Source organism: Variovorax sp. PMC12 (assembly GCF_003019815.1).
Classification (GTDB): domain Bacteria; phylum Pseudomonadota; class Gammaproteobacteria; order Burkholderiales; family Burkholderiaceae_C; genus Variovorax.
In genome coordinates, this window is record NZ_CP027773.1 from 114,896 (window position 1) to 137,467 (window position 22,572).

A 22,572-nucleotide genomic window follows, 5' to 3' on the forward strand; every position below is an offset into this window, starting at 1 on the left:
GGGCCCTTTGAAGCAGCTCAAGAAATCGGCCAAGCTGGCCAACGTCCTCTACGACATCCGCGGTCCCATCATGGATGCCGCCAAGCAGATGGAAGAGGACGGCCAGAAGATCATCAAGCTCAACATCGGCAACCTGGCCGTGTTCGGCTTCGACGCGCCCGAGGAAATCCAGCAGGACATGATCCGCAACCTGCCGACCTCGGCGGGCTATTCGGACAGCAAGGGTGTCTTCGCCGCGCGCAAGGCCGTGATGCACGAGACGCAGAAGCAGGGTGTCGTGGGCGTCACACTCGACGACATCTACCTCGGCAACGGCGCCAGCGAGCTGATCGCCATGTCCACCAACGCGCTGCTCAACGACGGCGACGAGCTGCTCCTGCCTGCCCCCGACTATCCGCTGTGGACCGCTTCCACGAGCCTGTCCGGCGGCACCCCGGTGCACTACCTGTGCGACGAGGCCAACGGCTGGATGCCCAACCTGGACGACATCCGCGCCAAGATCACGCCGCGCACCAAGGGCATCGTGGTCATCAATCCGAACAACCCGACCGGCGCGCTGTATTCCGACGACCTGCTCAAGAGCATCGTGGCCATCGCGCGCGAGCACGACCTCGTGATCTTCGCCGACGAGGTCTACGACAAGGTGCTCTACGACGGCGTCAAGCACACCGCCATCGCGAGCCTGTCGACCGACGTGCTCACGCTGACCTTCAATTCGCTCTCCAAGAGCTACCGCTCGTGCGGCTACCGTGCCGGCTGGCTCGCGGTGTCGGGCAACAAGCGCGCCGCGCAGGACTACATCGAGGGCCTGAACATGCTCTCGAACATGCGCCTGTGCGCCAACGTGCCGGGCCAATGGGCCATCCAGACGGCGCTGGGCGGCTACCAGAGCATCAACGACCTCGTGTGCGAAGGCGGGCGCCTGCGCCGCCAGCGCGACCTGGCCTACGAGCTGATCACCGCCATTCCCGGCGTGAGCTGCGTCAAGCCGAGCGCCGCGCTCTACATGTTTCCCAAGCTCGACCCCGAGGTCTACCCGATCGAGGACGACCGCCAGTTCTTCCTCGAGCTGCTGAAGGAAACCCGCGTGATGCTGGTGCAGGGCACCGGCTTCAACTGGGCCACGCCCGACCATTTCCGCATCGTGTTCCTGCCCCACGAGGACGACCTGCGCGAAGCTATCAACCGCATCGCCAAGTTCCTGGAGCAGTACCGCCTGCGCCGCAAGACGGGCTCATGAACCTCGCCCGTGTCGCCGTGGCGCTGTCCCTGGTCGCGCTGTCCGTTGGCGCCGCCGGCAAGGAACCGGTTGCGTTCTCGCACAACGACTGGGAGCTGGCCTGCGACAACACGCTGACCTGCCGGGCCGCCGGCTACCAGGCGGACAGCGGCGGCAGCGAGCCGGTGTCGATGCTCGTTACCCGCAAGGCCGGCCCCGGCACGCCGATCGACATCCAGCTCCAGATCGGCGACGCCGACGGCGTCAAGGGCACGCTGCGCTTCAAGGTCGGCAAGGCCACGGTCTCGGGCCTCGAGGCGGGAACCGCCAGCTTCGACGACAGCCAGGTCCGTTCCGTGCTGCCCGAACTCCTCAAGGGCGACGAAGCCCAGGTCACGGCGGGCGGCGGCAAGAAGTGGGTTCTTTCGCTGTCCGGCCTCAATGCCGTGCTGCTGAAGATGGACGAGGCGCAGGGCCGGGTCGGCACGCCGGGTGCGCTGGTGCGCAAGGGCAGCAGGCCCGAATCCTCGGCGCTGCAGCCTGTGCCCATGCCCGTCGTCAACGTGCCGAGGCCGCCGAAGGCGCGTCCCGGCGATGCCGCCCTGGCCGCGCGCATCTTCCCCTCGCTCGACCTGAAAGACGCGCTCGAGCAGTGCAACAACCAGGAACAGGTCAACGCCAAGTCGGTGGAAGTCCACCGCCTGAACGACCGCAAGGTGCTGCTGGCCCTGGGCTGCGGCGTGGGGGCGTACAACTACACCACGCTGCTCTGGATTGCCGGCGACAAGCCGCCTTATGCGCCCGTGTCCCTCGAGGCGAGCGGCGAGTTCGACGAAAAGGACGCCAGCGTCACCTCTTCCATGAAGGGGCGCGGCATCGGCGACTGCTGGTCGGCCGAGACCTGGAATTTCAACGGCAAGGACTTCGTGCGCACCGGCGCGACGGGCGACGGCATGTGCCGTGGCTTCGCCGGTGGTGCCTGGAGCTTGCCCCGCTACGTCAGCCGCGTCGTCGTGACCGAGCCGGCCGCCACCCCATCCAAACCATGAACGCGACTCTCCCAATGAAATCCATCCAAGTAGGCCTGCTCGGCGCAGGCACGGTCGGCAGCGGCACCTTCAAGGTGCTCCAGCGCAACCAGGAAGAAATCAAGCGCCGTGCCGGCCGCGGCATCGAGATCACCATGGTGGCCGAGCTCGACACCGCCCGCGCCCGCGAAGTGGCCGGCGAAGGCGTGAAAGTGGTTGCCGATGCGCGCGAAATCATCGCCAACCCCGACATCGACATCGTCATCGAGCTGATCGGCGGCTACGGCATCGCGAAGCAGCTGGTGCTCGAAGCCATCGCGGCCGGCAAGCACGTGGTCACGGCCAACAAGGCGCTGCTCGCGGTGCACGGCACCGAGATCTTCGCGGCCGCGCACGCCAAGGGCGTGATGGTGGCCTTCGAGGCCGCGGTGGCCGGCGGCATCCCGATCATCAAGGCGCTGCGCGAAGGCCTCACGGCCAACAGCATCCAGTGGCTGGCCGGCATCATCAACGGCACCACCAACTTCATCCTGTCCGAGATGCGCGACAAGGGCCTGGACTTCGCGACCGTGCTCAAGGAAGCGCAGCGCCTGGGCTACGCCGAAGCCGACCCGACCTTCGACATCGAAGGCGTGGACGCCGGCCACAAGGTCACGCTGATGAGCGCCATCGCCTTCGGCATTCCGGTGCAGTTCGACAAGGCCCACATCGAGGGCATCACCAAGCTCGCCGCGCAGGACATCAAGTACGCCGAGCAGCTCGGCTACCGCATCAAGCTGCTGGGCGTGACCAAGCGCACCGCCAAGGGCATCGAGCTGCGCGTGCACCCGTCGCTGGTGCCGTCGAAGCGCCTGCTGGCGAACGTCGAGGGCGCGATGAACGCGGTGGTGGTGCACGGCGACGCCGTGGGCACCACGCTCTACTACGGCAAGGGCGCGGGCAGCGAGCCCACGGCCAGCGCCGTGATCGCCGACCTGGTCGACATCACCCGCCTGCACACGGCCGACGCGGCGCACCGCGTGCCGCACCTGGCCTTCCACCCCGACGCCATGAGCGACCTGAAGGTGCTGCCGATGACCGAGGTCGTCACCAGCTACTACCTGCGCCTGCGCGTGGCCGACCAGGCCGGCGTGCTCGCCAAGGTGACGGGCCTGCTCGCCACCGCCGGCATCAGCATCGACGCGGTGCTGCAGCGCGAGGCCGACGAAGTGGGTGGCGAGGGCTCGACGCAGACCGACCTCATCATCCTCACGCACGACGCGCGCGAAGGCACCGTCAACGATGTGCTGGCCGAACTGCAGGCGCTGCCCACCGTGCTGCAGCCGATCGTGCGCATCCGCAAGGAAGAGCTGTCCTGAGCGACGGCGCGCCCAAGCCAAACAACCGAGCATTCAAAGTGAACTACCTGAGCACCCGCGGCCACCCCGACCGCAAGCGCTTCTGCGAAATCCTCCTCGAAGGCCTCGCGCCCGACGGCGGGCTCTACCTGCCCGAGCAATACCCGCAGGTCGACACCGCCACGCTCGCCAAGTGGCGCGCGCTGCCGTACGCCGAGCTGGCCTTCGAGATCCTCTCGCTCTACATCGACGACATTCCGCCGGCCGACCTGAAGGCGCTCTGCGCGAAGACCTACACCGCCGAAGTGTTCGGTACCGACGAGATCGTGCCGCTGCGCGAGCTCGAAGACGGCGTGTACCTCGAAGCCCTGTCCAACGGCCCCACGCTGGCCTTCAAGGACATGGCGATGCAGCTGCTGGGCAACCTGTTCGAGTACGAACTGGCGCGCCGCGGCTCGGAGCTCAACATCCTGGGCGCCACCAGCGGCGACACCGGCAGCGCTGCCGAGTACGCCATGCGCGGCAAGAAGGGCGTGCGCGTCTTCATGACCTCGCCGGACGGCCGCATGAGCCCGTTCCAGCAGGCGCAGATGTTCAGCCTGCAGGACGAGAACATTCACAACATCGCCATCACCGGCGTGTTCGACGACTGCCAGGACATCGTCAAGGCGGTGTCGAACGACTTGGGCTTCAAGCGCAAGTACCGCATCGGCACGGTCAACTCGATCAACTGGGCGCGGCTGCTGGCGCAGGTGGTCTATTACTTCGCTGGCTACTTCCAGGCCACGGCGAGCAACGACAAGCCGGTGAGCTTCACCGTGCCCTCGGGCAACTTCGGCAACGTCTGCGCGGGCCACGTGGCACGCATGATGGGCCTGCCGATCCAGACGCTGGTGGTCGCCACCAACGAGAACGACGTGCTCGACGAGTTCTTCCGCACCGGCGTGTACCGCGTGCGCGGCGCGGCCGACACGCACGAGACCTCCAGCCCGTCGATGGACATCAGCAAGGCCAGCAACTTCGAGCGCTTCGTGTTCGACCTGGTGGGCCGCGACGCCGCCCGGCTGCGCAAGCTGTTCGTGGAAGACCTGGGCGTGCAGGGCAGCTTCGACCTGAGCGGCGACCCGGCGTTCCAGCAGGCCGCCGGGCGCTTCGGCTTCAAGAGCAGCCGCAGCACGCATGCAGACCGCCTGGCCGTCATCCGTGACACCGACAAGCGCTTTGCAACGCTGGTCGACCCGCACACGGCCGACGGCCTGAAGGCCGCGCGCGAGCACATCGTGCCGGGCGTGCCGATGGTGGTGCTCGAAACCGCCTTGCCCATCAAGTTCGCGGCCACGCTGGTCGAGGCGCTGGGCGAAGAGCCCGCGCGCCCGAAGAAGTTCGAAGGCATCGAGGCGCTGCCCAAGCGCGTCGTCAAGCTGCCGGCCGACGCGGAAGCCGTCAAGGCCTACATCGCGCAGAACTGTGACTGACCACGGCCGGGCCCGCGCATGAAGGTCGTCGCATGAAGGTGGTCGGGTTTGCCGGCTATTCGGGCGCGGGCAAGACCACGCTGCTCGAGCGCCTGATTCCGGCGCTCAAGCGGCACGGGCTGCGCGTGTCGGTGGTCAAGCATGCGCACCACAAGTTCGACATCGACCATCCGGGCAAGGACACCTGGCGCCACCGCCAGGCCGGAGCCTTCGAGGTGGTGGTGGCGTCCGACCAGCGGCTGGCGGTGATGCGCGAGTTCGAGGTGCCCGTCGAGCCCAGCGTGCACCAACTGCTGGCCGAAGTGCATGCCGCGGCCGACTGGGTGCTGGTCGAGGGCTTCCGGCACAGCGACCTGCTCAAGATCGAGGTCTGGCGCGAGCCGGGAGCGGGCGAGCCTTCGCGGCCCGTGCTGTACCCGGACGACCCCTTCGTCACCGCCGTGGCCACTGACGCGCCGGGCAGCCTGCCGTCGCCCACCGCGCGCCCGCTGTTCGACCTCAACGACGCCGAGGCCATTGCGAAGTGGTTGATCGACAGCGGCGACCGCTTCGAATACAACCCCGAACACCATGGCTGATTCACCCGTTCCCTTCTCCGCTTCTTCGTCGCGTCCGCCGCTGATGCCGCTGGACGAGGCCATCGCCGTCCTGCTCGCGAAGGCGCAACCGGCGCTCGCGACCGAAAGCATCGTCACCTTCGACGCCGATGGCCGCGTGCTGGCGCAAGACCTCGTCTCCGGCCTCACGGTGCCGCCGCGCGACAACAGCGCCATGGACGGCTATGCCGTGCGCGTGGCCGACTGCGCCGCGCCGGGCGCCGAGCTGAAGGTGGCGCAGCGCATTCCCGCGGGCACCGTCGGCACGCCGCTCGCGGCAGGCACGGCGGCGCGCATCTTCACGGGCGCGCAGATCCCCGAAGGCGCCGACGCGGTCGTGATGCAGGAAGACACGGCCGCCACGCCGCAGGAGGGCGGCCTGGGCTCGGTGCGCATCGCCATCGTGCCGGCAGCCGGCCAGTGGATTCGCCGCGCAGGGGAAGACGTGGCCTCCGGGGATGTCGTGCTCAAGAAGGGCGAGCGCCTGACGCCCGCCGCGCTCGGCCTGGCGGCCAGCATCGGCTTCCACAAGCTGCCGGTGGCCCGCAAGCCACGCGTGGCGATGCTCTCCACCGGCGACGAGCTGGTGATGCCCGGCGAGGTCGCGCCCGACGCGATGAAGCCCGGCGCCATCTACAACTCCAACCGCTTCTTCATGCGTGCGCTGCTGCATCGCCTGGGCTGCGAGGTGAACGACTTGGGCATCGTGCCCGACAACCGCGAGACCACCATCGCGGCGCTGCGCGATGCGGCCGAGTCCAGCGACCTGATCATCACGACCGGCGGCGTGTCCGTCGGCGAGGAAGACCACATCCGCGCGGCCTTGCAGTCGCTGGGCGAACTGCAGCTGTGGTCGCTGTCGATGAAGCCCGGCAAGCCTTTCGCCTATGGCTCCATCGCGCGCGGCAACGGGCAGGGCGCCTGCCATGTGACCGGGCTGCCGGGCAACCCGGTGTCGAGCTTCCTGACCTTCCTGATGCTGGTGCGGCCCTTCCTGCTGACGCTGCAAGGCGCCACGCGCGTTGCGCCGGAGCCGGTGAAGATGCGCGCCGATTTCGACTGGCCGCGCGCCGACAAGCGCCGTGAGTTCCTGCGCGCGCGGCGCAACGCGGCGGGCGGCCTCGAGCTCTTCGGCAACCAGAGTTCGGGCGTGCTCACCTCGATGGTCTGGGGCGACGGCGTGGTCGACAACCCGGCGGGGCAGACGATCCAGTCCGGCGACACCGTCGACTTCATTCCCTTCGCTTCGCTGCTGGGCTGAATCCGCTCATGAAAGTCCAGGTCCGTTATTTCGCCTCGGTGCGCGAGGCGCTTTCCAGCAGTGGCGAAGCCGTCGACACGAAGACCGAAACGCTCGCCGCCCTGCGCGACGAACTCATTGCCAGGGGCGGCGCCTACGCCACCGCGCTGGCCCGGGGCAGGGCGGTGCGCATGGCGCTCGACCAGGCGATGAGCGATGAAGCCGCAGCCCTGCACGAAGGCTGCGAGGTCGCCTTCTTTCCTCCGGTCACGGGCGGTTGAGCGAGGCGTCGAGCGCCACCAGCCGCTCGCGCAGGCCATCTGACGCACGGGTCATCGGCGAGCGCAATTCGTCCTGCATTTCGCCCGCGTGCGCGAGCAGCGCCTTCACCGGGCCGGGGTTCGGTTCGGCAAAGAGCATTTCCACCAGCGGCTGCAGCGCCTGCCACTCGGCGCGTGCCTCGGCCAGCCGGTTCTGCGCCAGCAGCCGCACCAGTTGCACGAAGCGCCGCGTCTGCACGTTGCCGCTGGCCGCGATCGCTCCCACGCCGCCTTCGGCCATGGTGCTGAAGATCTGGTGGTCTTCGCCCGTCAGCACCTGCAGCCGGCCATCGGCGATCACGGCGCGCGTCTTGGCCATGTCGCCGCCGCAGTCCTTGATGCCGCGGATGCGCGGGTGCCCGGCCAGCGCCAGCAGCGTGTCGCGCGCGATGGTGACGCCGGTGCGGTAGGGAATGTCGTAGACCAGCACCGGCACCGCGCTGGCATCGGCGATGGCGTGGAACCATTCGAGCAGCCCGGCCTGCGAGGGACGCACATAGTGCGGCGCGGACACCAGCAGGCCCGCCAGCGGGCGCTCCGAGAGCTTGCGCGCCCAGGCCGTGGCCTTGCCCAGGTGGTAGCCGGACATGCCCATCACGACCGGCAGGCCGCCCGCGGCTTCCAGCACGGTGTCCAGCATGGCCAGTTGCTCGGCCTCGTCGAGCGCGGCCGCCTCGCCGGTGGAGCCGCAGGGCACGAAGCCTGTCACGCCGTCGCTCGCGAGCCGGCGGACCAGCGCGGCAAGCGCGGCGTGGTCGACGGCGCCATTGCGCAACGGGGTGACGAGGGCCACCCAGAAGCCGGAAAAGTCGGGGGTGGTGGGGTTCTGTTGTTGAGGCACGCGGGCTTCCTTTCAGGAATCGACCGATGGAAAGAACCATCGTCCGATGCGCGCGCAACCCAGGAGGGGCCAAAGCCTTGGCGGGTTCCGTCGCTCATCCGACGACGGAACCTCGGCTCCGGTCAGACGAGCTTTGGTTTTTTGGCTTTGTTGTTGCCCCGGTGCGCACGGCGGTCTTCGGGGTGCGAAGGCACCGGGAAGAGCGTGGGCGTGGCAAGGCAGGGCATCGGCGCAGTCTATCGCGATGCCACAATTCGGACATGAGCGTTGCCCGTGTTTCGATCCAGACGACCGATTTCGACCTCTCGCAGGAGGTTGCCGCGTTGCGCGACGGCGACAAACGCGTGGGCGCCGTCTGCAGCTTCGTGGGCACCGTGCGCGACCGGAACGACGGCAGCAGCGTTTCGTCGATGGAGCTGGAGCACTACCCCGGCATGACCGAGAAAGCCATCGAGGCCATGATCGACGAGGCGCACAGACGCTTCGACATCCTCGGTGCGCGTGTGATCCACCGCGTGGGCCTGCTGCAGCCGCCGGACCAGATCATGATGGTGGCGGTGGTGTCGGCGCACCGCGGCCAGAGCTTCGAGGCCTGCGAGTTCCTGATGGACTACCTCAAGACCCAGGCGCCGTTCTGGAAGAAAGAGCAGACGCCCGAAGGCGCCCGCTGGGTCGATGCGCGCGTGGCCGACGACGCGGCGCTGGCGCGCTGGGGCATCAGCGCCCCGAATGCCTAGAGAGGCTTGAAGCCGCTGGACTGGATGATCCGCTCCCAGGTCTGCGTGTACGTGCGCACCCGGCCCGCGAACTGGCCCTGCGGCTCGTAGCCGACCGTCAGGCCCATCGTGGTGAGCTTCTGCTTCACGTCGGGCATGGCCAGCACCTTCTGCAGCGCGTCGCCGTACTTGTCGATGATCGGCTGCGGCGTGCCCACCGGCGCGAAGATGCCGTAGTAGGGCAGGTCGTCCAGGTTCGCGAAGCCCAGTTCGCTGAAGGTCGGCACGTTCGGGATGACGGCCTGGCGCTTGGCGCCGATGGACGCCACGATGCGCACCTTGCCCGCCTTGTGGTTCTCGATGAAGTCCGGCACCGAGGCGATGCCCGCGGTGATCTGGTTGCCCAGCATGTCGGCCGTCATGGGCGCGCTGCCGCGGTAGGGCGCGGGCTGCACGTCGATCTTGTACTTGTCCGAGATCATCTTCACCAGGAACTCGGGAATGGAGGCCGGCGCGGGAATGCCGATGGTTTCCTTGCCGCCCTTTTGCGTGCGCACCCACTTCACGTATTCGTCCATGGACTTGGCCGGCGTGCCGCCCGAGACGGCCAGCACGTTGGCGAAGGTGGCGAAGCCGGCCACGGGCACGAAGTCGGTGGCCGGGTTGAAGCCGGGGTTCTTCACGACCTGCGGCAGGATCGATATGGTGTGGTCATGCGACAGGAACAGCGTGTGGCCGTCGGCCGGCGAAGACTTCAGCACCGTGGCCGCGATCTGCCCGCCCGCGCCTGCCCGGTTCTCGACCACCACGGGCACGCCCAGCACGTCCTTGAGCTTTTCGCCCAGCGTGCGTGCAATGGCGTCGGTGCCGGCCCCTGCCGGAAAGCCCACCAGCAGGCGGATGGGGGTGCCGCTTTGCGCCTGCGCAAGGCCGCACAGGCCCATGGCGGCTAGAAAGAGGCCGGCGCCGATCGCCCGGCGGACCGGCTGAACGCGCTGCATTGAAAAAACCATGATCGACTCCATTCGAGAGAGAGAAATGCCTACGGGCAGGAAACGGGTCTCGTGCAATACCCGTGCCCAGTGCGCCGGCCTGGCCGGCAGCCTTGAATCGTGCCCGAACGGCCCTATTTTGGATGCAGGAATACCACCATGCGACAAGACAAACTCACCACCAAATTTCAGGAAGCACTGGGCGACGCACAGTCGCTCGCGCTGGGCAACGACAACGCCTACATCGAGCCGGCTCACCTGCTGGCCGCGATGCTGCGGCAGGACGACGGTCCCCGCGCCCTGCTGGAGCGTGCCGGCGTCAACGTGCCCGGCCTGCTGAACGGGGCCGAGGCAGCCATCAAGAAGCTGCCGCAGGTGCAGGGCCACGACATCGTGCAGGTCGGCCCCGAACTCGGCAAGCTGCTGCAGGCCACCGAGAAGGAAGCCATCAAGCGCAACGACCAGTTCATTGCAGGCGAACTCTTCCTGCTGGCCCTGGCCGACAGCAAGGCCGACATCGGCAAGACCGCCCGCGAAAACGGCCTGAGCCGCAAGTCGCTCGAATCGGCCATCGACGCCGTGCGCGGCGGCCAGGGCGTGAACAGCGCCGATGCCGAAGGCCAGCGCGAGGCGCTCAAGAAATACACCTTGGACCTGACCGAGCGGGCCCGGCTGGGCAAGCTCGACCCGGTCATCGGCCGCGACGAGGAAATCCGCCGCGCCATCCAGGTGCTGCAGCGCCGCACCAAGAACAACCCCGTGCTCATCGGCGAACCTGGCGTGGGCAAGACCGCCATCGTCGAAGGCCTCGCGCAGCGCATCGTCGCGGGCGAGGTGCCCGATTCGCTCAAGGGCAAGCGGGTGCTGTCGCTCGACATGGCCGCGCTGCTGGCCGGCGCCAAGTTCCGCGGCGAATTCGAAGAGCGCCTGAAGACCGTGCTCAACGAACTCGCGAAGGACGAAGGCCAGACCATCGTCTTCATCGACGAGCTGCACACCATGGTCGGGGCCGGCAAGGCCGAAGGCGCCATGGATGCGGGCAACATGCTCAAGCCGGCCCTTGCGCGCGGCGAGCTGCACTGCGTGGGCGCCACCACGCTCGACGAATACCGCAAGTACATCGAGAAGGACGCCGCGCTGGAGCGCCGCTTCCAGAAGATCATCGTGGGCGAACCGAGCGTGGAGGCCACCATCGCCATCCTGCGCGGCCTGCAGGAAAAATACGAAGTGCACCACGGCGTGCAGATCACCGACCCGGCCATCGTGGCCGCGGCCGAACTGAGCGACCGCTACATCACCGACCGCTTCCTGCCCGACAAGGCCATCGACCTGATCGACGAGGCCGCGGCCAAGATCAAGATCGAGATGGACTCCAAGCCCGAGGTCATGGACCGGCTCGACCGCCGCCTCATCCAGCTGCAGATCGAGCGCGAAGCCGTGCGCCGCGAAAAGGACGAGGCCTCGCAGAAGCGCCTCGGCCTGATCGAGGACGAGATCGTCAAGCTGCAGAAGGAAATCGCCGACTACGACGAGATCTGGCAGGCCGAGAAGGCGCAGGCCCAGGGCAGCGCGCAGGTGCGCGAAGACGTCGACAAGATCAAGTTCCAGATCGAGGAATGGAAGCGCAAGGGCGACTTCAACAAGGTCGCGGAACTCCAGTACGGCCAACTGCCGGCACTTGAAAAGCGCCTGAAGGAAGCCGAGGCCAGCGAGGCGAGCAAGGGCAAGTCGAGCGCGCCCACGCTGCTGCGCACGCAAGTTGGCGCGGAGGAAATCGCCGAGGTCGTGGCGCGTGCCACCGGCATTCCGGTCGCCAAGCTGATGCAGGGCGAGCGCGACAAGCTGCTCGTGATGGAAGACAAGCTGCACGAGCGCGTGGTCGGCCAGGACGAGGCCATCGGTGCGGTCGCCAACGCGATCCGCCGTTCGCGCTCGGGCCTGTCCGATCCGAACCGCCCCACGGGCTCGTTCCTGTTCCTGGGCCCCACGGGCGTGGGCAAGACCGAGCTGTGCAAGGCGCTCGCGGGCTTCCTGTTCGACAGCGAAGACCACCTGATCCGCATCGACATGAGCGAGTTCATGGAGAAGCATTCGGTCGCCCGCCTGATCGGCGCGCCGCCGGGCTACGTGGGCTACGAGGAGGGCGGCTACCTCACGGAAGCCGTGCGCCGCAAGCCCTACAGCGTGGTGCTGCTCGACGAGGTCGAGAAGGCTCACCCGGACGTGTTCAACGTGCTGCTGCAGGTGCTCGACGATGGCCGCCTGACCGACGGCCAGGGCCGCACCGTGGACTTCAAGAACACCGTGATCGTGATGACGAGCAACATCGGCTCGCCCATCATCCAGGCCATGGTGGGCAAGCCTTCGGAAGAGATCAAGGAAGCGGTGTGGGACGAGCTGAAGAACTACTTCCGCCCCGAGTTCCTGAACCGTATCGACGAGACCGTGGTGTTCCATGCGCTCGACGCGAAGAACATCGAATCGATCGCGGCGATACAGCTCAAGGTGCTGCAGGCGCGGCTCGCGAAGATGGACCTGGGCCTGGAGGTGTCGCCGGCGGCGCTGGCGGAGATCGCCAAGGTCGGCTTCGACCCGGTGTTCGGCGCGCGTCCGCTGAAACGCGCGATCCAGCAGCGCATCGAGAACCCGCTGTCGAAGCTGTTGCTGGACGGCAGCTTCGGGCCGAAGGACACGATCGAGGTCACGACCGACCCGATCCGTTCGCCGGGCCAGTTCTCGTTCACGAAGACCGGGGAACCAACCGCGGCTGCCTCGGCCTAAAGTCGGATGATGAACTTCATTTTTCGCGTCATTCTTCTGCTTCTGGGGCTGGTCTTCGCGGCGAGCCTGGCCGTGGCGGTCATGCTGCTGGCGGCGGTGTGGGGTGTGCGCTACGCCTGGGGGCGTCTCACGGGCAAGCCCGTGAGCCCTTGGGTGATGCGCTTCAACCCCCGCTCCGGCTTCGACAAATTTCGCAATGCGGCACAGCCGGGCGAACCCAGCGCCGCAGACGTGGCCAATGCCCGGGCGCGCGGCGAATCGGTGGAGCGCCCGGTGCGCATTCGCGGCAGCGCCAGCGACGTGACCGACGTGTCGCCCAAGTCGGTCTCGCGCGGCTGAGCCTGCGCTATTCCACGCGCGACAACCCGTCGCGCCGTTCGCCGTCAGAATCGTCCTCCTGCAGCCGCCGCTTCTCGCGGCTTTCGCTTTCATCCAGGAGAGACATCCCATGACTTCGCGCGACATCTTCGTGGTCGGCACCGCCCGCACCGCCATCGGCACCTTCGGCGGTGCCTTGAAGGATGTACCCAACACCCAGCTGGCCACCACGGCAGTGAAGGCCGCCATCGAGCGCAGCGGCCTTGCGGGCGATGCCATCGGCCATGTGGTGATGGGCAACGTGATCCCCACCGACGTGAAGGACGCCTACCTGAGCCGCGTGGCGGCCATCGACGCGGGTTGCCCCATCGAAACGCCGGCCTTCAACGTCAATCGCCTGTGCGGCTCGGGCCTGCAGGCCATCGTGTCCGCGGCGCAGGCCATCGCGCTGGGCGACTGCGACATCGCCATCGGCGGCGGCTCGGAGTCGATGAGCCGCGGCCCGTACTTCGACACCTCGGCGCGCTACGGCGCGCGCATGGGCGACGCGGTGCTGGTCGACTACATGCTCGGCATCCTGCACGACCCGTGGGAGAAGATCCACATGGGCATCACCGCCGAGAACGTGGCCGCGCGCTACGGCATCACGCGCGAGCAGATGGACGAACTGGCCGTTGCCAGCCAGCAGCGCGCGGCGGCCGCCATCGCGGCGGCCCGCTTCAAGGAGCAGATCGTTCCCGTCGAGGTGAAGACGCGCAAGGGCGTGGTGCTGTTCGACACCGACGAGCATGTGCGCGCCGACACTTCTGTAGAGACGTTGTCGAAGATGAAACCCGCGTTCAAGAAGGACGGCCTCGTCACCGCCGGCAATGCCTCGGGCATCAACGACGGTGCCGCCGCGGTGGTGCTGGCTGCCGGCGAGAGCGTCAAGGCGCGCGGCCTGAAGCCGCTTGCACGCCTGGTGGGCTATGCGCATGCCGGCGTCGAGCCCGCCTACATGGGCATCGGCCCGGTGCCGGCCACGCGCAAGGTGCTGGAGCGCACCGGCCTGAAAGTGAGCGACTTCGACGTGATCGAGTCGAACGAAGCCTTCGCGGCGCAGGCCTGCGCGGTCATCAAGGAGCTGGGCTTCGACCCCGCCAAGGTGAACCCGAACGGCTCTGGCATTTCGCTGGGCCATCCGGTGGGCGCGACCGGCGCGATCATCACCAAGAAGGCGATTGCCGAGCTGCATCGCACGGGCGGGCGCTATGCGCTGGTCACGATGTGCATCGGCGGCGGGCAGGGCATTGCCGCCGTCTTCGAACGGGTCTGAACGTCGTGCTGCGTCCGCCCGTGCTGATCGATCCCGACGAGGTCGAGATCAGCGCCATCCGGGCGCAGGGCGCGGGCGGGCAGAACGTCAACAAGGTGTCGAGTGCGGTGCACCTGCGCTACGACATCCACGCCAGTTCGCTGCCGCCCGACGTGAAGGAACGGCTGCTCGCCCTGCGCGACAGCCGCATCACGCAGGAAGGCGTGCTGGTGCTCAAGGCGCAGCAGCACCGCACGCAGGAAATGAACCGCGCCGACGCCTTCGCGCGCCTGCAGGCGGTGGTCGACAGCGTGGCCGCGCCGCCGCGCGTGCGGCGTGCCACCAAGCCGACCTACGGTTCGAAGCAGCGCCGGCTCGAAGGCAAGAGCCAGCGCTCGCAGATCAAGAACCTGCGCGGGCCGGTGCGGGACTGAGCGCGCCGGCGCCTTGACGTATGCCGAGGCCGGGGGAAGGGACAAAGCCGGGGCTTTATCTGCCTGAAACATCGCGCCCGCACAATCAGGCGAATGAGAAGTCTTTTCGCACGCGTCCTGTTGTCGGCGCTTCTGCTGACACCGCTGGCCGTGCTGCTCGACGGCTGCACGCCGGACGCAGCATCGGGGCAGGTTGCCAGCAACGCCGCGGCGCCCGAACTCAAATGGGAAGCGCTGATCCCCAAGAGCTGGGACCCGACCAGGCGCTACCGCAACATCAGCCTCGAGGCGCTGCGCGACAACGATCCCCAGGCCATCCAGATGCTCGACGAGATGCGCGCCGTCTGGGACAACGCGCCGGTCAACGTCGAGCTCGACGGCAAGGCGGCCAAGCTCGCGGGCTTCGTCGTGCCGCTGGATGCCTCGCAGGAGGGCATCCGCGAGTTCCTGCTGGTGCCGTACTTCGGCGCCTGCATCCACACCCCGCCGCCGCCCGCCAACCAGATCGTGCACGTGATAGCGCCAGGCCCCGTGAAGGGCCTGCATGCGATGGACACGGTGTACGTCAGCGGCACGCTGAAGGCGGCGCGCTATGCGTCGGCGGACATGGGTGTGAGCGGCTACGAGATCGCTTCCGCGACGGTCGAGCGTTTCGTGCCCCGGCAGCCGCAGTGACGCGGGGCCTTCAGGCCATGCGCTGCGAGAGGAAATCCAGGAACGAGGTGATGCGCGCCGACAGCTGCGTGTTGCGGTAGTACACCGCGTTCACCGGCTGGCGCACGTCCACCGTGTCCTTGGCCAGCAGCTGGACCAGCGCGCCGCTGGCCCGGTCGGCGCCTGTCATGAAGTCCGACAGGCAGACGATGCCCACGCCGGCCAGTGCGAGCTGGCGCAGCGTTTCGCCGCTCGATGCCATCAGCGTCGGCGCGATGGTCCACTCGTCGCCGTGCGGACCTCGCAGCGGCCAGCGGTTGAGCGACTCCGGCTGTGTGAAGCCGAGCAGTGCATGCCCGGCCAGCTCGTCCACCTTGCGCGGCTTGCCGCTGGCCTCGAGATACGCGGGGCTGGCGAGCACGCGCAGCCGGTGGGTGCCCAGCGGGCGCGCATGCAGCGTGGAGTCGCGCAGCGGGCCGATGCGGATCGCGATGTCGGTGCGGCGCTCCAGCAGGTCGATGGGCAGGTCGTCGGTGTCCAGCTCCAGGCTGATCTGCGGATAGAGCCGCCGGAATTCAGGCACCAGCGGCACGATGGCATGCAGCATGAAGGGCGAGGCTGCGTTCACCCGCAGACGCCCGGCGGGCTGCTGGCGGCGCGCGGCCATCTGCTCTTCGGCATCGTCGATCGCATCGAGGATGGCGCGCGTGCGCTGCAGGAAGGCCGCGCCTTCCTCGGTGAGTTCGAGCCGCCGCGTGGTGCGGCGCAGCAGCGTGGTGTCGAGCTTCTGCTCGAGCCGGCTCAATGCGCGGCTGATGCCGGAGACCGTTTGCGCCAACTGCTCCGACGCGGCGGTGATCGAGCCCGTGTCCACCACCGCGCGGAACGCAACCAGTTCTTCGATGGTGGTTTTCATGGGGGCGCTTCAGGCGGCGGATTCGGTCTCGGCGGAGGCCGCCGGCACGTCGATGCGCGGCATCAACGCGGCGAGCGCTTCGCCGTCGGTGCGGTAGCTGAACAGCATGGGGCCCGGGGCCAGCAGGCCGGCGCGTTCCAGCACCTGCATCGCGGGCAGCTTGAGGCCGCTCAGGTGCAGGCGGATGCCCTTGGATTCCATCATCCGGCGGATCGAGCCGAACACTTCGGCGCCGGTGATGTCGATGCGGTTGATCGGCTGCGCGAACAGGCACACGTCGGTGAGTCCGGGCCGTTCGGCCAGCGCCACGGTGAGCGCGCGTTCGAGCGTGGAGGCCGAGGCGAAGTCGAGCTCGGCGTCCATGCGCAGCGCATAGAGCTGCGGCGCCAGCGGCGGCAGCTTCCAGAGATTGCGGTCGCGCAGGCTGCCGTCGGGGTGCAGGCCCACTTCGATGATGCGCGGATGCAGGTGGCGGTACATGTAGTGCGCCAGCGCCGCCAGCAGCCCGCCGAGCACGCCCCAGTAGATGCTGGGCGCGGTCGCGATGGTCAGCACGAAGGTGCCGAAGGCAATGCCCGCCTCGATGCGCGAGATGCGCCACAGCGCGGTGAAGCTCGCCGGCTTCACCAGCCCCAGGATGGCCGTGACCACCACCGCCGCCAGCACTGCCTGCGGCACGTGATAGAGCAGCGGCATCAGCCACAGCAGCGCGCCCGCCACCACCATCACGCTGAACAGCGTCGCCCAGCCGGTCTGCGCGCCCGCATAGAGCGTGATGGCCGAGCGCGAGAACGACGAGCTGGTCGGGAAGGCGCCCGAGAAGCCCGAGGCCAGCTTGGCCAGGCCCTGGCCGATCAGGTCCTGGTTTTCGTTCCAGAGCGTGCCGGCGCGTGCGTTGTCGACCTTGGCGCTCGATGCGGTTTCCAGAAAGCTCACCAGCGTGATCATCAGCGCTGGCAGCACCAGCGCGCCGAGCGTGCCCATCGGCAGCAGGCCGGGCCAGTAGAAGGACGGCAGGCCCGAAGGCAGGCTGCCGACCACCGCGCCGCCGCGCAGCGCATAGTTGATCACCCAGCTGATCGCGGCCGCGCCGGCCACCAGCGCCATCGTGGTCGGAAAGCGCGGCAGCAGCCGCTTGCCGAGCCACAGCACCGCGATGCTGCCGAGCCCGAAGGCGATGGCCACCAGGTCGGGCAACGGGCCGCCGCGCAGCACCTGTGGAATGGTGCGGCCGGTGAAGCCCAGCAGCGCGGGCAGCTGCGAGATGGCGATCAGCACCGCCGCCCCCTGCGTGAAACCGATCAGCACCGGCGAATTGACCAGCCGCAGCAGCCAGCCGAAGCGCCCCGCGCCCAGCACGATCTGGATGGCCCCGGACATCAGCGTGAGCCACACCGCCATCGCCACCCACTCGGCGCTGCCCGCCACCGCCAGCGGCGCGAGCGAGGCACCGACCAGCAGGCTGGTAAGCGCCGTGGGGCCGACCGACAGCCGCTGCGACGAGCTGAACATCACCGCGATCAGCGCCGGGAACAGCGCGGCATACACGCCCGTCACCAGCGGCATGCCGGCCAGCGCGGCATACGCCACGCCCTGCGGAATGACCATCAGCGCGACGGTGATGCCGGCCATCGCCTCGTTGCGCAGCAGCGCGGCGGAGGGACGGGGCCAGGCAAGGCAGGGGACCCAGCGGGAGAGGCGCTGGCGCAGGGAAGGGGAGGTGGTGGCCGGATTCATGGATGACGGATGGCGCCCGCAACGGTGCTTGATGCCGCGCGGGCGCGGAGAGCTTACGCGGCTGCGCGAAGCATTGGGAGCTGAGGCGTGCCTAGATCAGCGACGTCGCGTTCTTGAGAACGTAGTCGCAGGCCTTGGTCTTGAGCTTGGAGGACAGGATCTTGAAGTTCAGCGTCTGGCCGTCGCCGCCCTTGAGCAGGCCCTTGGCGCCGTTGGCGAAGCCGGTTTCCTGGGGCTTCTGGCCGGTGATCTTTGCGAGCAGCTTGTCTTTCACCGAGGCCGCGTCGCCGCCCAGGTAGTTGTTCTTGACGCAGTACTGCAGCACCCCTGCCGCGTTGCCGATGGTGCTGGAGCCGATGGCGGGCATCTTGAAGCCGAGGTTGCTGCCCAGCCCGCCGAGCGAGGAGCCGCCGGTGCCGCCCTGGGTGTTGGCGCTGGCGGCCTCGCCGGCTTTTTCCTTCAGCTGGTCGAGCAGGTTGTTGGCTTGGGCCGAGGCACCTGCCGCGAGCAGTGCCAGGGCGATGAGGGTGGAGCGGGCGTGCATGGTGTCCTCCTGTCGGTCAGCGTGATGGAAAGCGGCCATCAGCATACCGGAGACTTTCAGGGGCACAGCCCCTGGCACGCGCCTGGCCTACTTCGTGCGGGGCGGGCGCTTTTCCAGCAAAGGCGCACTCGTGCCCTGAACGCCGACCAGCCCCAGCACCGTCACCAGCGAGTTCTGCGCGCCTTTCCAGCCGTCGGTCACGTCGATCCATTCGCTCAGCGCGTGGAAGCCGCCCGTCTTGCCGCCGCCGCCGATGATGATGGCCGGAATGCCCAGCGACATCGGCACGTTCGCGTCGGTGCTCGCGCCGGTCAGCAGCGTCTTGTGGCCGAAGGCCGCGTTCGAGCGCGTGGCGGCCTCGACGATCACCGTGTCCGACTGCGTGCGGCCGCCCGGGCGGTCGCCGATGAGCTTGGTGCTCACGCTCAGCGTGTTGACGTTCCAGCGCTTGTTTTCCTCCACCACGGCCTCGTCGATGGCCGCGAGGATTTTCTTCTCGGTCTCCAGCAGCGGCGCCATTTCGTCGGAGCGGATGTCGACCGCCATGCGCGCGTCGGGTGCGATGGTGTTGACCGAGGTGCCGCCGCCGACCGTGCCCACGGTGAACGTCGTCTTGGGGAAGGTGGGCGTGCGCACGTCGGCGATCTTGGCAATGGCGCGGCCCATGCCGTGGATGGCGCTGGGCACCTGGCCGAACGCACCGAAGCTGTGGCCGCCCGGGCCCTTGAAGGTCACTTCGTAGCGATGGCTGCCGGTGCCGAGCATCAGCACCGTGCCTTCGGGCGCGGGCTCGAGGCCGACCATGCCGTCGATGTCGAGGTTGTCGCGGAAGATGGCTTTCATGCCGCGCAGGTTGCCCAGTTCTTCCTCGCCCACGTTGCCGACGAACAGCAGGTCGCCCACGGTCTGGATCTTGTTGTCGTTCAGCACCTTGAGCCACGACAGCAGCACCGACAGGCCGCGCGTGTCGTCGGAGATGCCGGGCGCGTAGAGCTTGCCGTCGCGCTCCTTCACCTTGACGTCGGTGCCTGCGGGGAACACGGTGTCGAGGTGGGCCGAGATCAGCAGCTTGGGCCCGTTGCCCGTGCCCTTGCGCAGGCCGACCACGTTGCCTTCGGCGTCGATCTTCGCGTCGTCGAGGCCCAAGGCCTTCATGCGCGCCAGGAAGGCTTCGGCGCGCTTCTGTTCCTTGAACGGGGGCGCCTCGATCTCGGTGAGCATCTTCAGGTCTTCCACCGAGCGGGCATGGTCGGCCTTCACCGCGTCGAGCAGCTTCTGGATCTGCGGCGACGCCATCAGCTGCGTGTAGGCCTTGTCCACCTCGGGGCGCACCTGCGCGGGCGTGGCGGCGACCGAGCCGGTCTGGGCATGCGCGAAGCCGGCGGCGGCGGACGCCAGGGCAAGGACGAGCGGGGCGAGGCGAAGAGACGCGGGGCGAGACATGGTGCGGGAATGTCCTTGAAAGAAAAACCGGTGAAAAGAGAGGCGCCGCCGACGCGGCGTCGTCAGCGATTCTTGCGGCTGTGCCAAGCGCGTGCTCTGGTTTAATCTTCCGCGTTGTCAGTTTTTCTAACGAGAGCCCCATGCGCCGCCATATTCCCAGCACCCGCGCGCTGCTGATCTTCGACGCGGTGGCGCGCCATCACGGCGTGGGCAAGGCCGCGGAAGAGCTCTGCCTGACCCACAGCGCGGTGAGCCAGCAACTGCGGCTGCTGGAGTCGCAGATCGGCGTGCGGCTGGTGCAGCGCACCGCGCGCGGCACCGAGCTGACCGAGCCGGGTCGGCGCTACCACGGCCAGATTTCCGGCGACCTGCTGCGGCTGCAGAACCACACGCTGGAGGCAATGGCGCAGCGCGCCGACGGCCTGCGCCTGCTGGTGGGCGCGGTGCCGGTGCTGGCCGAAGGCTGGCTCACGCCGAGGCTGCCGGAATTCATCGCGCAGCACCCGGGCTGCAGCCTGCATCTGCAGGTGTTTCCGACGCATCTCTACATGGAGGACCTGCCCTTCGACGTCGGCGTGCAGTACGACGACGCGGTGTGGCCCGGCGCCAATGCCCTGCCGTTGATGGGAGAGCCGTGCGTGGTGGTGTGCTCGCCAAAGGCGAAAGGCCGGGCGGCAATGGGGCGCGGCGACTTCCGTGCCGCGCCGCTGCTGCATCTGCGCACGCGCATGGGCGCCTGGGAGGAATGGTTCGGCCAGTCGGCGAACGCGCGTGCCCCCGACAACCTGGTGGCGGGGCACCGCTTCGACCTGTTCTCGTCGCTGGTCGCGGCGGTGCGCGCCGACCTGGGCGTGGGGCTGGTGCCGGAGTACTTCATCGAACGCGAACTGCGCTCGGGCGAACTGGTGCTGGCCTGCCCGGAACGGGTGCCGTCGAGCCGTGGCTACAGCGTGTTCGTGGCGCCGAGCCGCGCCGACGATGCGCTGGTCGGCGCTTTCGTCGAGTGGCTCCTTGCGGCGGCGTCGATACAATGAGAACAGTTCTTATTTGTATAGAGGGCCTTCGCCCCTTCGAATCCGCGTGCCGCCTTCCTCCGCAGCGTCCATTGCCCAGTCCGCCTCGCACCAGCAGGTCGAGACGCTGTACGCCAACCACCACGGCTGGCTGCAGGGCTGGCTGCGCAAGAAACTGGGCAACGCCTTCGACGCGGCGGACCTGGCGCAGGACACCTTCCTGCGCGTGATGCGCGCGCCGGGGCTGGACCGCGTCGAAGAGCCGCGCGCCTACCTCACCACCGTCGCGCGCAACCTGCTCATCAACCATGTGCGCCGCCGCGCCATCGAGCAGGCTTATCTCGATGCGCTGGCGCTCCTGCCCGAGCCCATGGCGCCCGCGCCCGAAGTGCGGCTCATGGTGCTGGAGACGCTGGTCGAGATCGACCGGCGCCTGCTTGGCCTGCCCGTGCAGGCCAAGCAGGCCTTCCTGCTGGCGCAGCTCGAGGGCCTGGGCCAGGCGGAGATCGCCGCGGAACTTGGCATTTCGGTGTCGACCGTGAAGCGGCACCTGGCGAAGGCGGCGATGCGTTGCTTTTTCTCGGAGTAGGCCGGGTGGTTTTCTCCGGAACCGACGGCGCGCCCGTCTCGCAGGCGGTTGCGCAACAGGCCGTGCAATGGTGGGTCGAGCTGCGCGAGAGCGACATCAGCGCCGCGCGGCTGACCCTGTGGCGGCGCTGGCGCGAGGCCGACGCGGCGCACGAGGCAGCGTGGCAGCGCATCGAGACCGTCGGCGGCCGGTTCGCGGACATTCCCACGCCGCTGGCCAGGGCCGTGCTGAGCACCCCGCCGGACTCGCTGCGCCGACGCCGCAGCATGCAACTGCTGACCGTGCTCGTGGTTGCCGGCGGCAGCGCGCTGGCCGTGCGCCAGGCCACGCCGTGGCGTGCATGGACGGCCGACCACGTCTCGGGCGTCGGCGATCGGCAAACGGTGCAACTGCCAGACGGCGGCAGCGTGGTGCTCAACACCGACAGCGCCGTCAATGTCCGCTTCGACGCCGATCGCCGCGTGCTGCAGTTGGTGCGCGGAGAAATCCGTGTGCAGACCGCGCAGGACGCGCTGCGCCGTCCGTTCTTCGTCGAGACCGAGGCGGGCGCCGTGCGCGCCATCGGCACGCGCTTCACGGTGCGTGAACGGGGCAGCGAAGGTGGAGTCGACGTGGGCGTGCAGCAAGGCGCGGTAGAGCTGCGCCCCGCCGACGCGCCCGCCGCGTCGCGCATCCTCCAGGCCGGCGAGGCCGGGAGTTTCACGCGCACGCGGGCCATGTACGCCGGCGCGCTCGACAGCAATGCAGGTGCCTGGGCCGACGACGGCATGCTCGTGGTCTCGCGCATGCGCCTGGACGGCTTCCTGGCCGAAGTCGGCCGCTACCGGAAAGGGCGGCTGGGGTGCGACCCGGCTGTTGCCGGCCTGCAGGTGTCGGGCGCCTACCCGCTGGACGACACCGACCGCATCCTCGCGGCGCTGACTTCCTCGCTGCCTGTCGAGGTGCACACGTACACGCGGTACTGGGTCACGGTGCACCCCAGAAAAAATAAATGAGCTAGTTCGGCGGGGGTGCTTGTCAACGAAGGAAGGGCGCGGATGCGTCGCCTCTTTTTCTTTTCTCGTCACTCACCTTTCCATCGAAGG

Annotated in this window: 22 protein-coding genes; 16 read left to right on the forward strand and 6 right to left on the reverse strand. The window is 68.3% G+C overall.

Translation table 11 applies throughout. The annotated features are described in order from the left end of the window. Positions 1-7 precede the first annotated feature (7 nt). The 7 genes from C4F17_RS00590 to moaD are packed head-to-tail and all read left to right on the forward strand — an operon-like array spanning position 8 to position 7,176. Positions 8-1,240 carry a pyridoxal phosphate-dependent aminotransferase gene (locus C4F17_RS00590; RefSeq protein WP_106933892.1) on the forward strand — a complete coding sequence of 411 codons (1,233 nt, stop codon included), beginning with the start codon at positions 8-10 and terminating at the stop codon, positions 1,238-1,240. Continuing rightward, complete coding sequence (locus C4F17_RS00595) at positions 1,237-2,268, forward strand: DUF1176 domain-containing protein (RefSeq protein WP_106933893.1); 1,032 nt, start codon at positions 1,237-1,239, stop codon at positions 2,266-2,268. Before C4F17_RS00590 ends, C4F17_RS00595 begins: the two co-directional genes overlap by 4 nt. 14 nt (positions 2,269-2,282) lie before the next feature. Further along, positions 2,283-3,605 carry a homoserine dehydrogenase gene (locus C4F17_RS00600; RefSeq protein WP_106933894.1) on the forward strand — a complete coding sequence of 441 codons (1,323 nt, stop codon included), beginning with the start codon at positions 2,283-2,285 and terminating at the stop codon, positions 3,603-3,605. 38 nt (positions 3,606-3,643) lie between these two features. After that, complete coding sequence (gene thrC / locus C4F17_RS00605; protein ID WP_106933895.1) at positions 3,644-5,059, forward strand: threonine synthase; 1,416 nt, start codon at positions 3,644-3,646, stop codon at positions 5,057-5,059. A 32-nt stretch (positions 5,060-5,091) separates the two neighbouring features. Continuing rightward, entirely contained in the window at positions 5,092-5,637 is a 546-nt protein-coding gene (mobB, locus tag C4F17_RS00610; protein ID WP_106933896.1) for a molybdopterin-guanine dinucleotide biosynthesis protein B, read from the forward strand. Next, positions 5,630-6,916, forward strand: coding sequence for a molybdopterin molybdotransferase MoeA (locus C4F17_RS00615; protein WP_106933897.1), 1,287 nt, complete (start codon positions 5,630-5,632; stop codon positions 6,914-6,916). Before mobB ends, C4F17_RS00615 begins: the two co-directional genes overlap by 8 nt. 8 nt (positions 6,917-6,924) lie before the next feature. Continuing rightward, positions 6,925-7,176 (forward strand): molybdopterin converting factor subunit 1, encoded by a 252-nt coding sequence (gene moaD / locus C4F17_RS00620; protein WP_106933898.1) that lies wholly within the window; start codon positions 6,925-6,927, stop codon positions 7,174-7,176. On the opposite strand, the gene dapA is transcribed toward moaD, so the two are convergent. Next, the gene (gene dapA, locus C4F17_RS00625; RefSeq protein ID WP_106933899.1) at positions 7,163-8,056 is read right to left on the reverse strand and encodes a 4-hydroxy-tetrahydrodipicolinate synthase; all 894 of its coding nucleotides are present in this window, start codon (positions 8,054-8,056) and stop codon (positions 7,163-7,165) included. The two genes, moaD and dapA, sit on opposite strands and share 14 nt — an antisense overlap. A gap of 260 nt (positions 8,057-8,316) precedes the next feature. On the opposite strand from dapA, the gene C4F17_RS00630 reads away from it, so the two are divergent. Next, on the forward strand, positions 8,317-8,793 hold the full coding sequence (locus tag C4F17_RS00630; protein WP_081270453.1) for a molybdenum cofactor biosynthesis protein MoaE: 477 nt from the start codon (positions 8,317-8,319) through the stop codon (positions 8,791-8,793). On the opposite strand, the gene C4F17_RS00635 is transcribed toward C4F17_RS00630, so the two are convergent. Beyond that, positions 8,790-9,785 carry a Bug family tripartite tricarboxylate transporter substrate binding protein gene (locus C4F17_RS00635; protein ID WP_159053576.1) on the reverse strand — a complete coding sequence of 332 codons (996 nt, stop codon included), beginning with the start codon at positions 9,783-9,785 and terminating at the stop codon, positions 8,790-8,792. The two genes, C4F17_RS00630 and C4F17_RS00635, sit on opposite strands and share 4 nt — an antisense overlap. Positions 9,786-9,923: 138 nt before the next feature. On the opposite strand from C4F17_RS00635, the gene clpB reads away from it, so the two are divergent. The 5 genes from clpB (at position 9,924) to C4F17_RS00660 (ending at position 15,266) form a co-directional block, all read left to right on the forward strand. Continuing rightward, positions 9,924-12,545 (forward strand): ATP-dependent chaperone ClpB, encoded by a 2,622-nt coding sequence (gene clpB / locus C4F17_RS00640; RefSeq protein WP_106933900.1) that lies wholly within the window; start codon positions 9,924-9,926, stop codon positions 12,543-12,545. 9 nt (positions 12,546-12,554) lie between these two features. Further along, complete coding sequence (locus C4F17_RS00645; RefSeq protein WP_234382460.1) at positions 12,555-12,884, forward strand: hypothetical protein; 330 nt, start codon at positions 12,555-12,557, stop codon at positions 12,882-12,884. A 109-nt stretch (positions 12,885-12,993) separates the two neighbouring features. Further along, positions 12,994-14,178: an acetyl-CoA C-acyltransferase family protein gene (locus tag C4F17_RS00650; RefSeq protein ID WP_106933902.1), complete on the forward strand. Its 1,185-nt coding sequence runs from the start codon at positions 12,994-12,996 to the stop codon at positions 14,176-14,178. Between the two features lie 5 nt (positions 14,179-14,183). Beyond that, positions 14,184-14,591: an alternative ribosome rescue aminoacyl-tRNA hydrolase ArfB gene (gene arfB, locus C4F17_RS00655; RefSeq protein ID WP_081270448.1), complete on the forward strand. Its 408-nt coding sequence runs from the start codon at positions 14,184-14,186 to the stop codon at positions 14,589-14,591. Positions 14,592-14,684: 93 nt separating this feature from the next. After that, the gene (locus C4F17_RS00660; RefSeq protein WP_199851905.1) at positions 14,685-15,266 is read left to right on the forward strand and encodes a DUF3299 domain-containing protein; all 582 of its coding nucleotides are present in this window, start codon (positions 14,685-14,687) and stop codon (positions 15,264-15,266) included. Between the two features lie 10 nt (positions 15,267-15,276). On the opposite strand, the gene C4F17_RS00665 is transcribed toward C4F17_RS00660, so the two are convergent. The 4 genes from C4F17_RS00665 to C4F17_RS00680 form a co-directional block, all read right to left on the reverse strand. Then, positions 15,277-16,161 carry a LysR substrate-binding domain-containing protein gene (locus tag C4F17_RS00665; RefSeq protein ID WP_106933904.1) on the reverse strand — a complete coding sequence of 295 codons (885 nt, stop codon included), beginning with the start codon at positions 16,159-16,161 and terminating at the stop codon, positions 15,277-15,279. Positions 16,162-16,170: 9 nt separating this feature from the next. Beyond that, complete coding sequence (locus tag C4F17_RS00670; RefSeq protein ID WP_106933905.1) at positions 16,171-17,898, reverse strand: SulP family inorganic anion transporter; 1,728 nt, start codon at positions 17,896-17,898, stop codon at positions 16,171-16,173. Positions 17,899-17,989: 91 nt separating this feature from the next. Continuing rightward, positions 17,990-18,442, reverse strand: coding sequence for a DUF2501 domain-containing protein (locus C4F17_RS00675; RefSeq protein WP_234382463.1), 453 nt, complete (start codon positions 18,440-18,442; stop codon positions 17,990-17,992). 87 nt (positions 18,443-18,529) lie between these two features. After that, the gene (locus C4F17_RS00680; protein WP_106933907.1) at positions 18,530-19,885 is read right to left on the reverse strand and encodes a M20/M25/M40 family metallo-hydrolase; all 1,356 of its coding nucleotides are present in this window, start codon (positions 19,883-19,885) and stop codon (positions 18,530-18,532) included. Between the two features lie 140 nt (positions 19,886-20,025). Between C4F17_RS00680 and C4F17_RS00685 the strand changes: the two genes are divergently transcribed. Genes C4F17_RS00685 through C4F17_RS00695 form a run of 3 tightly spaced genes read left to right on the forward strand, consistent with a single transcriptional unit; the run spans position 20,026 to position 22,482 of the window. Further along, positions 20,026-20,919 carry a LysR substrate-binding domain-containing protein gene (locus C4F17_RS00685; RefSeq protein WP_106933908.1) on the forward strand — a complete coding sequence of 298 codons (894 nt, stop codon included), beginning with the start codon at positions 20,026-20,028 and terminating at the stop codon, positions 20,917-20,919. Positions 20,920-20,965: 46 nt separating this feature from the next. Continuing rightward, positions 20,966-21,487 carry a sigma-70 family RNA polymerase sigma factor gene (locus tag C4F17_RS00690; protein ID WP_234382465.1) on the forward strand — a complete coding sequence of 174 codons (522 nt, stop codon included), beginning with the start codon at positions 20,966-20,968 and terminating at the stop codon, positions 21,485-21,487. Between the two features lie 5 nt (positions 21,488-21,492). Then, a complete protein-coding gene (locus tag C4F17_RS00695) occupies positions 21,493-22,482 on the forward strand; it encodes a FecR domain-containing protein (RefSeq protein ID WP_106933910.1) in 990 nt (329 codons plus the stop codon). Positions 22,483-22,572: the final 90 nt, after the last annotated feature.

Bases quoted from the DNA above. Each gene is read 5' to 3' on its own strand.
- C4F17_RS00635 (WP_159053576.1), bottom strand. From the start codon at position 9,785: ATGGTTTTTTCAATGCAGCGCGTTCAGCCGGTCCGCCGGGCGATCGGC.
- moaD (WP_106933898.1), top strand. From the start codon at position 6,925: ATGAAAGTCCAGGTCCGTTATTTCGCCTCGGTGCGCGAGGCGCTTTCC.
- C4F17_RS00650 (WP_106933902.1), top strand. From the start codon at position 12,994: ATGACTTCGCGCGACATCTTCGTGGTCGGCACCGCCCGCACCGCCATC.
- C4F17_RS00630 (WP_081270453.1), top strand. From the start codon at position 8,317: ATGAGCGTTGCCCGTGTTTCGATCCAGACGACCGATTTCGACCTCTCG.
- C4F17_RS00675 (WP_234382463.1), bottom strand. From the start codon at position 18,442: ATGCACGCCCGCTCCACCCTCATCGCCCTGGCACTGCTCGCGGCAGGT.
- clpB (WP_106933900.1), top strand. From the start codon at position 9,924: ATGCGACAAGACAAACTCACCACCAAATTTCAGGAAGCACTGGGCGAC.
- C4F17_RS00600 (WP_106933894.1), top strand. From the start codon at position 2,283: ATGAAATCCATCCAAGTAGGCCTGCTCGGCGCAGGCACGGTCGGCAGC.
- C4F17_RS00665 (WP_106933904.1), bottom strand. From the start codon at position 16,161: ATGAAAACCACCATCGAAGAACTGGTTGCGTTCCGCGCGGTGGTGGAC.
- mobB (WP_106933896.1), top strand. From the start codon at position 5,092: ATGAAGGTGGTCGGGTTTGCCGGCTATTCGGGCGCGGGCAAGACCACG.
- C4F17_RS00660 (WP_199851905.1), top strand. From the start codon at position 14,685: ATGAGAAGTCTTTTCGCACGCGTCCTGTTGTCGGCGCTTCTGCTGACA.
- C4F17_RS00685 (WP_106933908.1), top strand. From the start codon at position 20,026: ATGCGCCGCCATATTCCCAGCACCCGCGCGCTGCTGATCTTCGACGCG.
- C4F17_RS00615 (WP_106933897.1), top strand. From the start codon at position 5,630: ATGGCTGATTCACCCGTTCCCTTCTCCGCTTCTTCGTCGCGTCCGCCG.
- C4F17_RS00680 (WP_106933907.1), bottom strand. From the start codon at position 19,885: ATGTCTCGCCCCGCGTCTCTTCGCCTCGCCCCGCTCGTCCTTGCCCTG.
- C4F17_RS00670 (WP_106933905.1), bottom strand. From the start codon at position 17,898: ATGAATCCGGCCACCACCTCCCCTTCCCTGCGCCAGCGCCTCTCCCGC.
- C4F17_RS00645 (WP_234382460.1), top strand. From the start codon at position 12,555: ATGAACTTCATTTTTCGCGTCATTCTTCTGCTTCTGGGGCTGGTCTTC.
- C4F17_RS00595 (WP_106933893.1), top strand. From the start codon at position 1,237: ATGAACCTCGCCCGTGTCGCCGTGGCGCTGTCCCTGGTCGCGCTGTCC.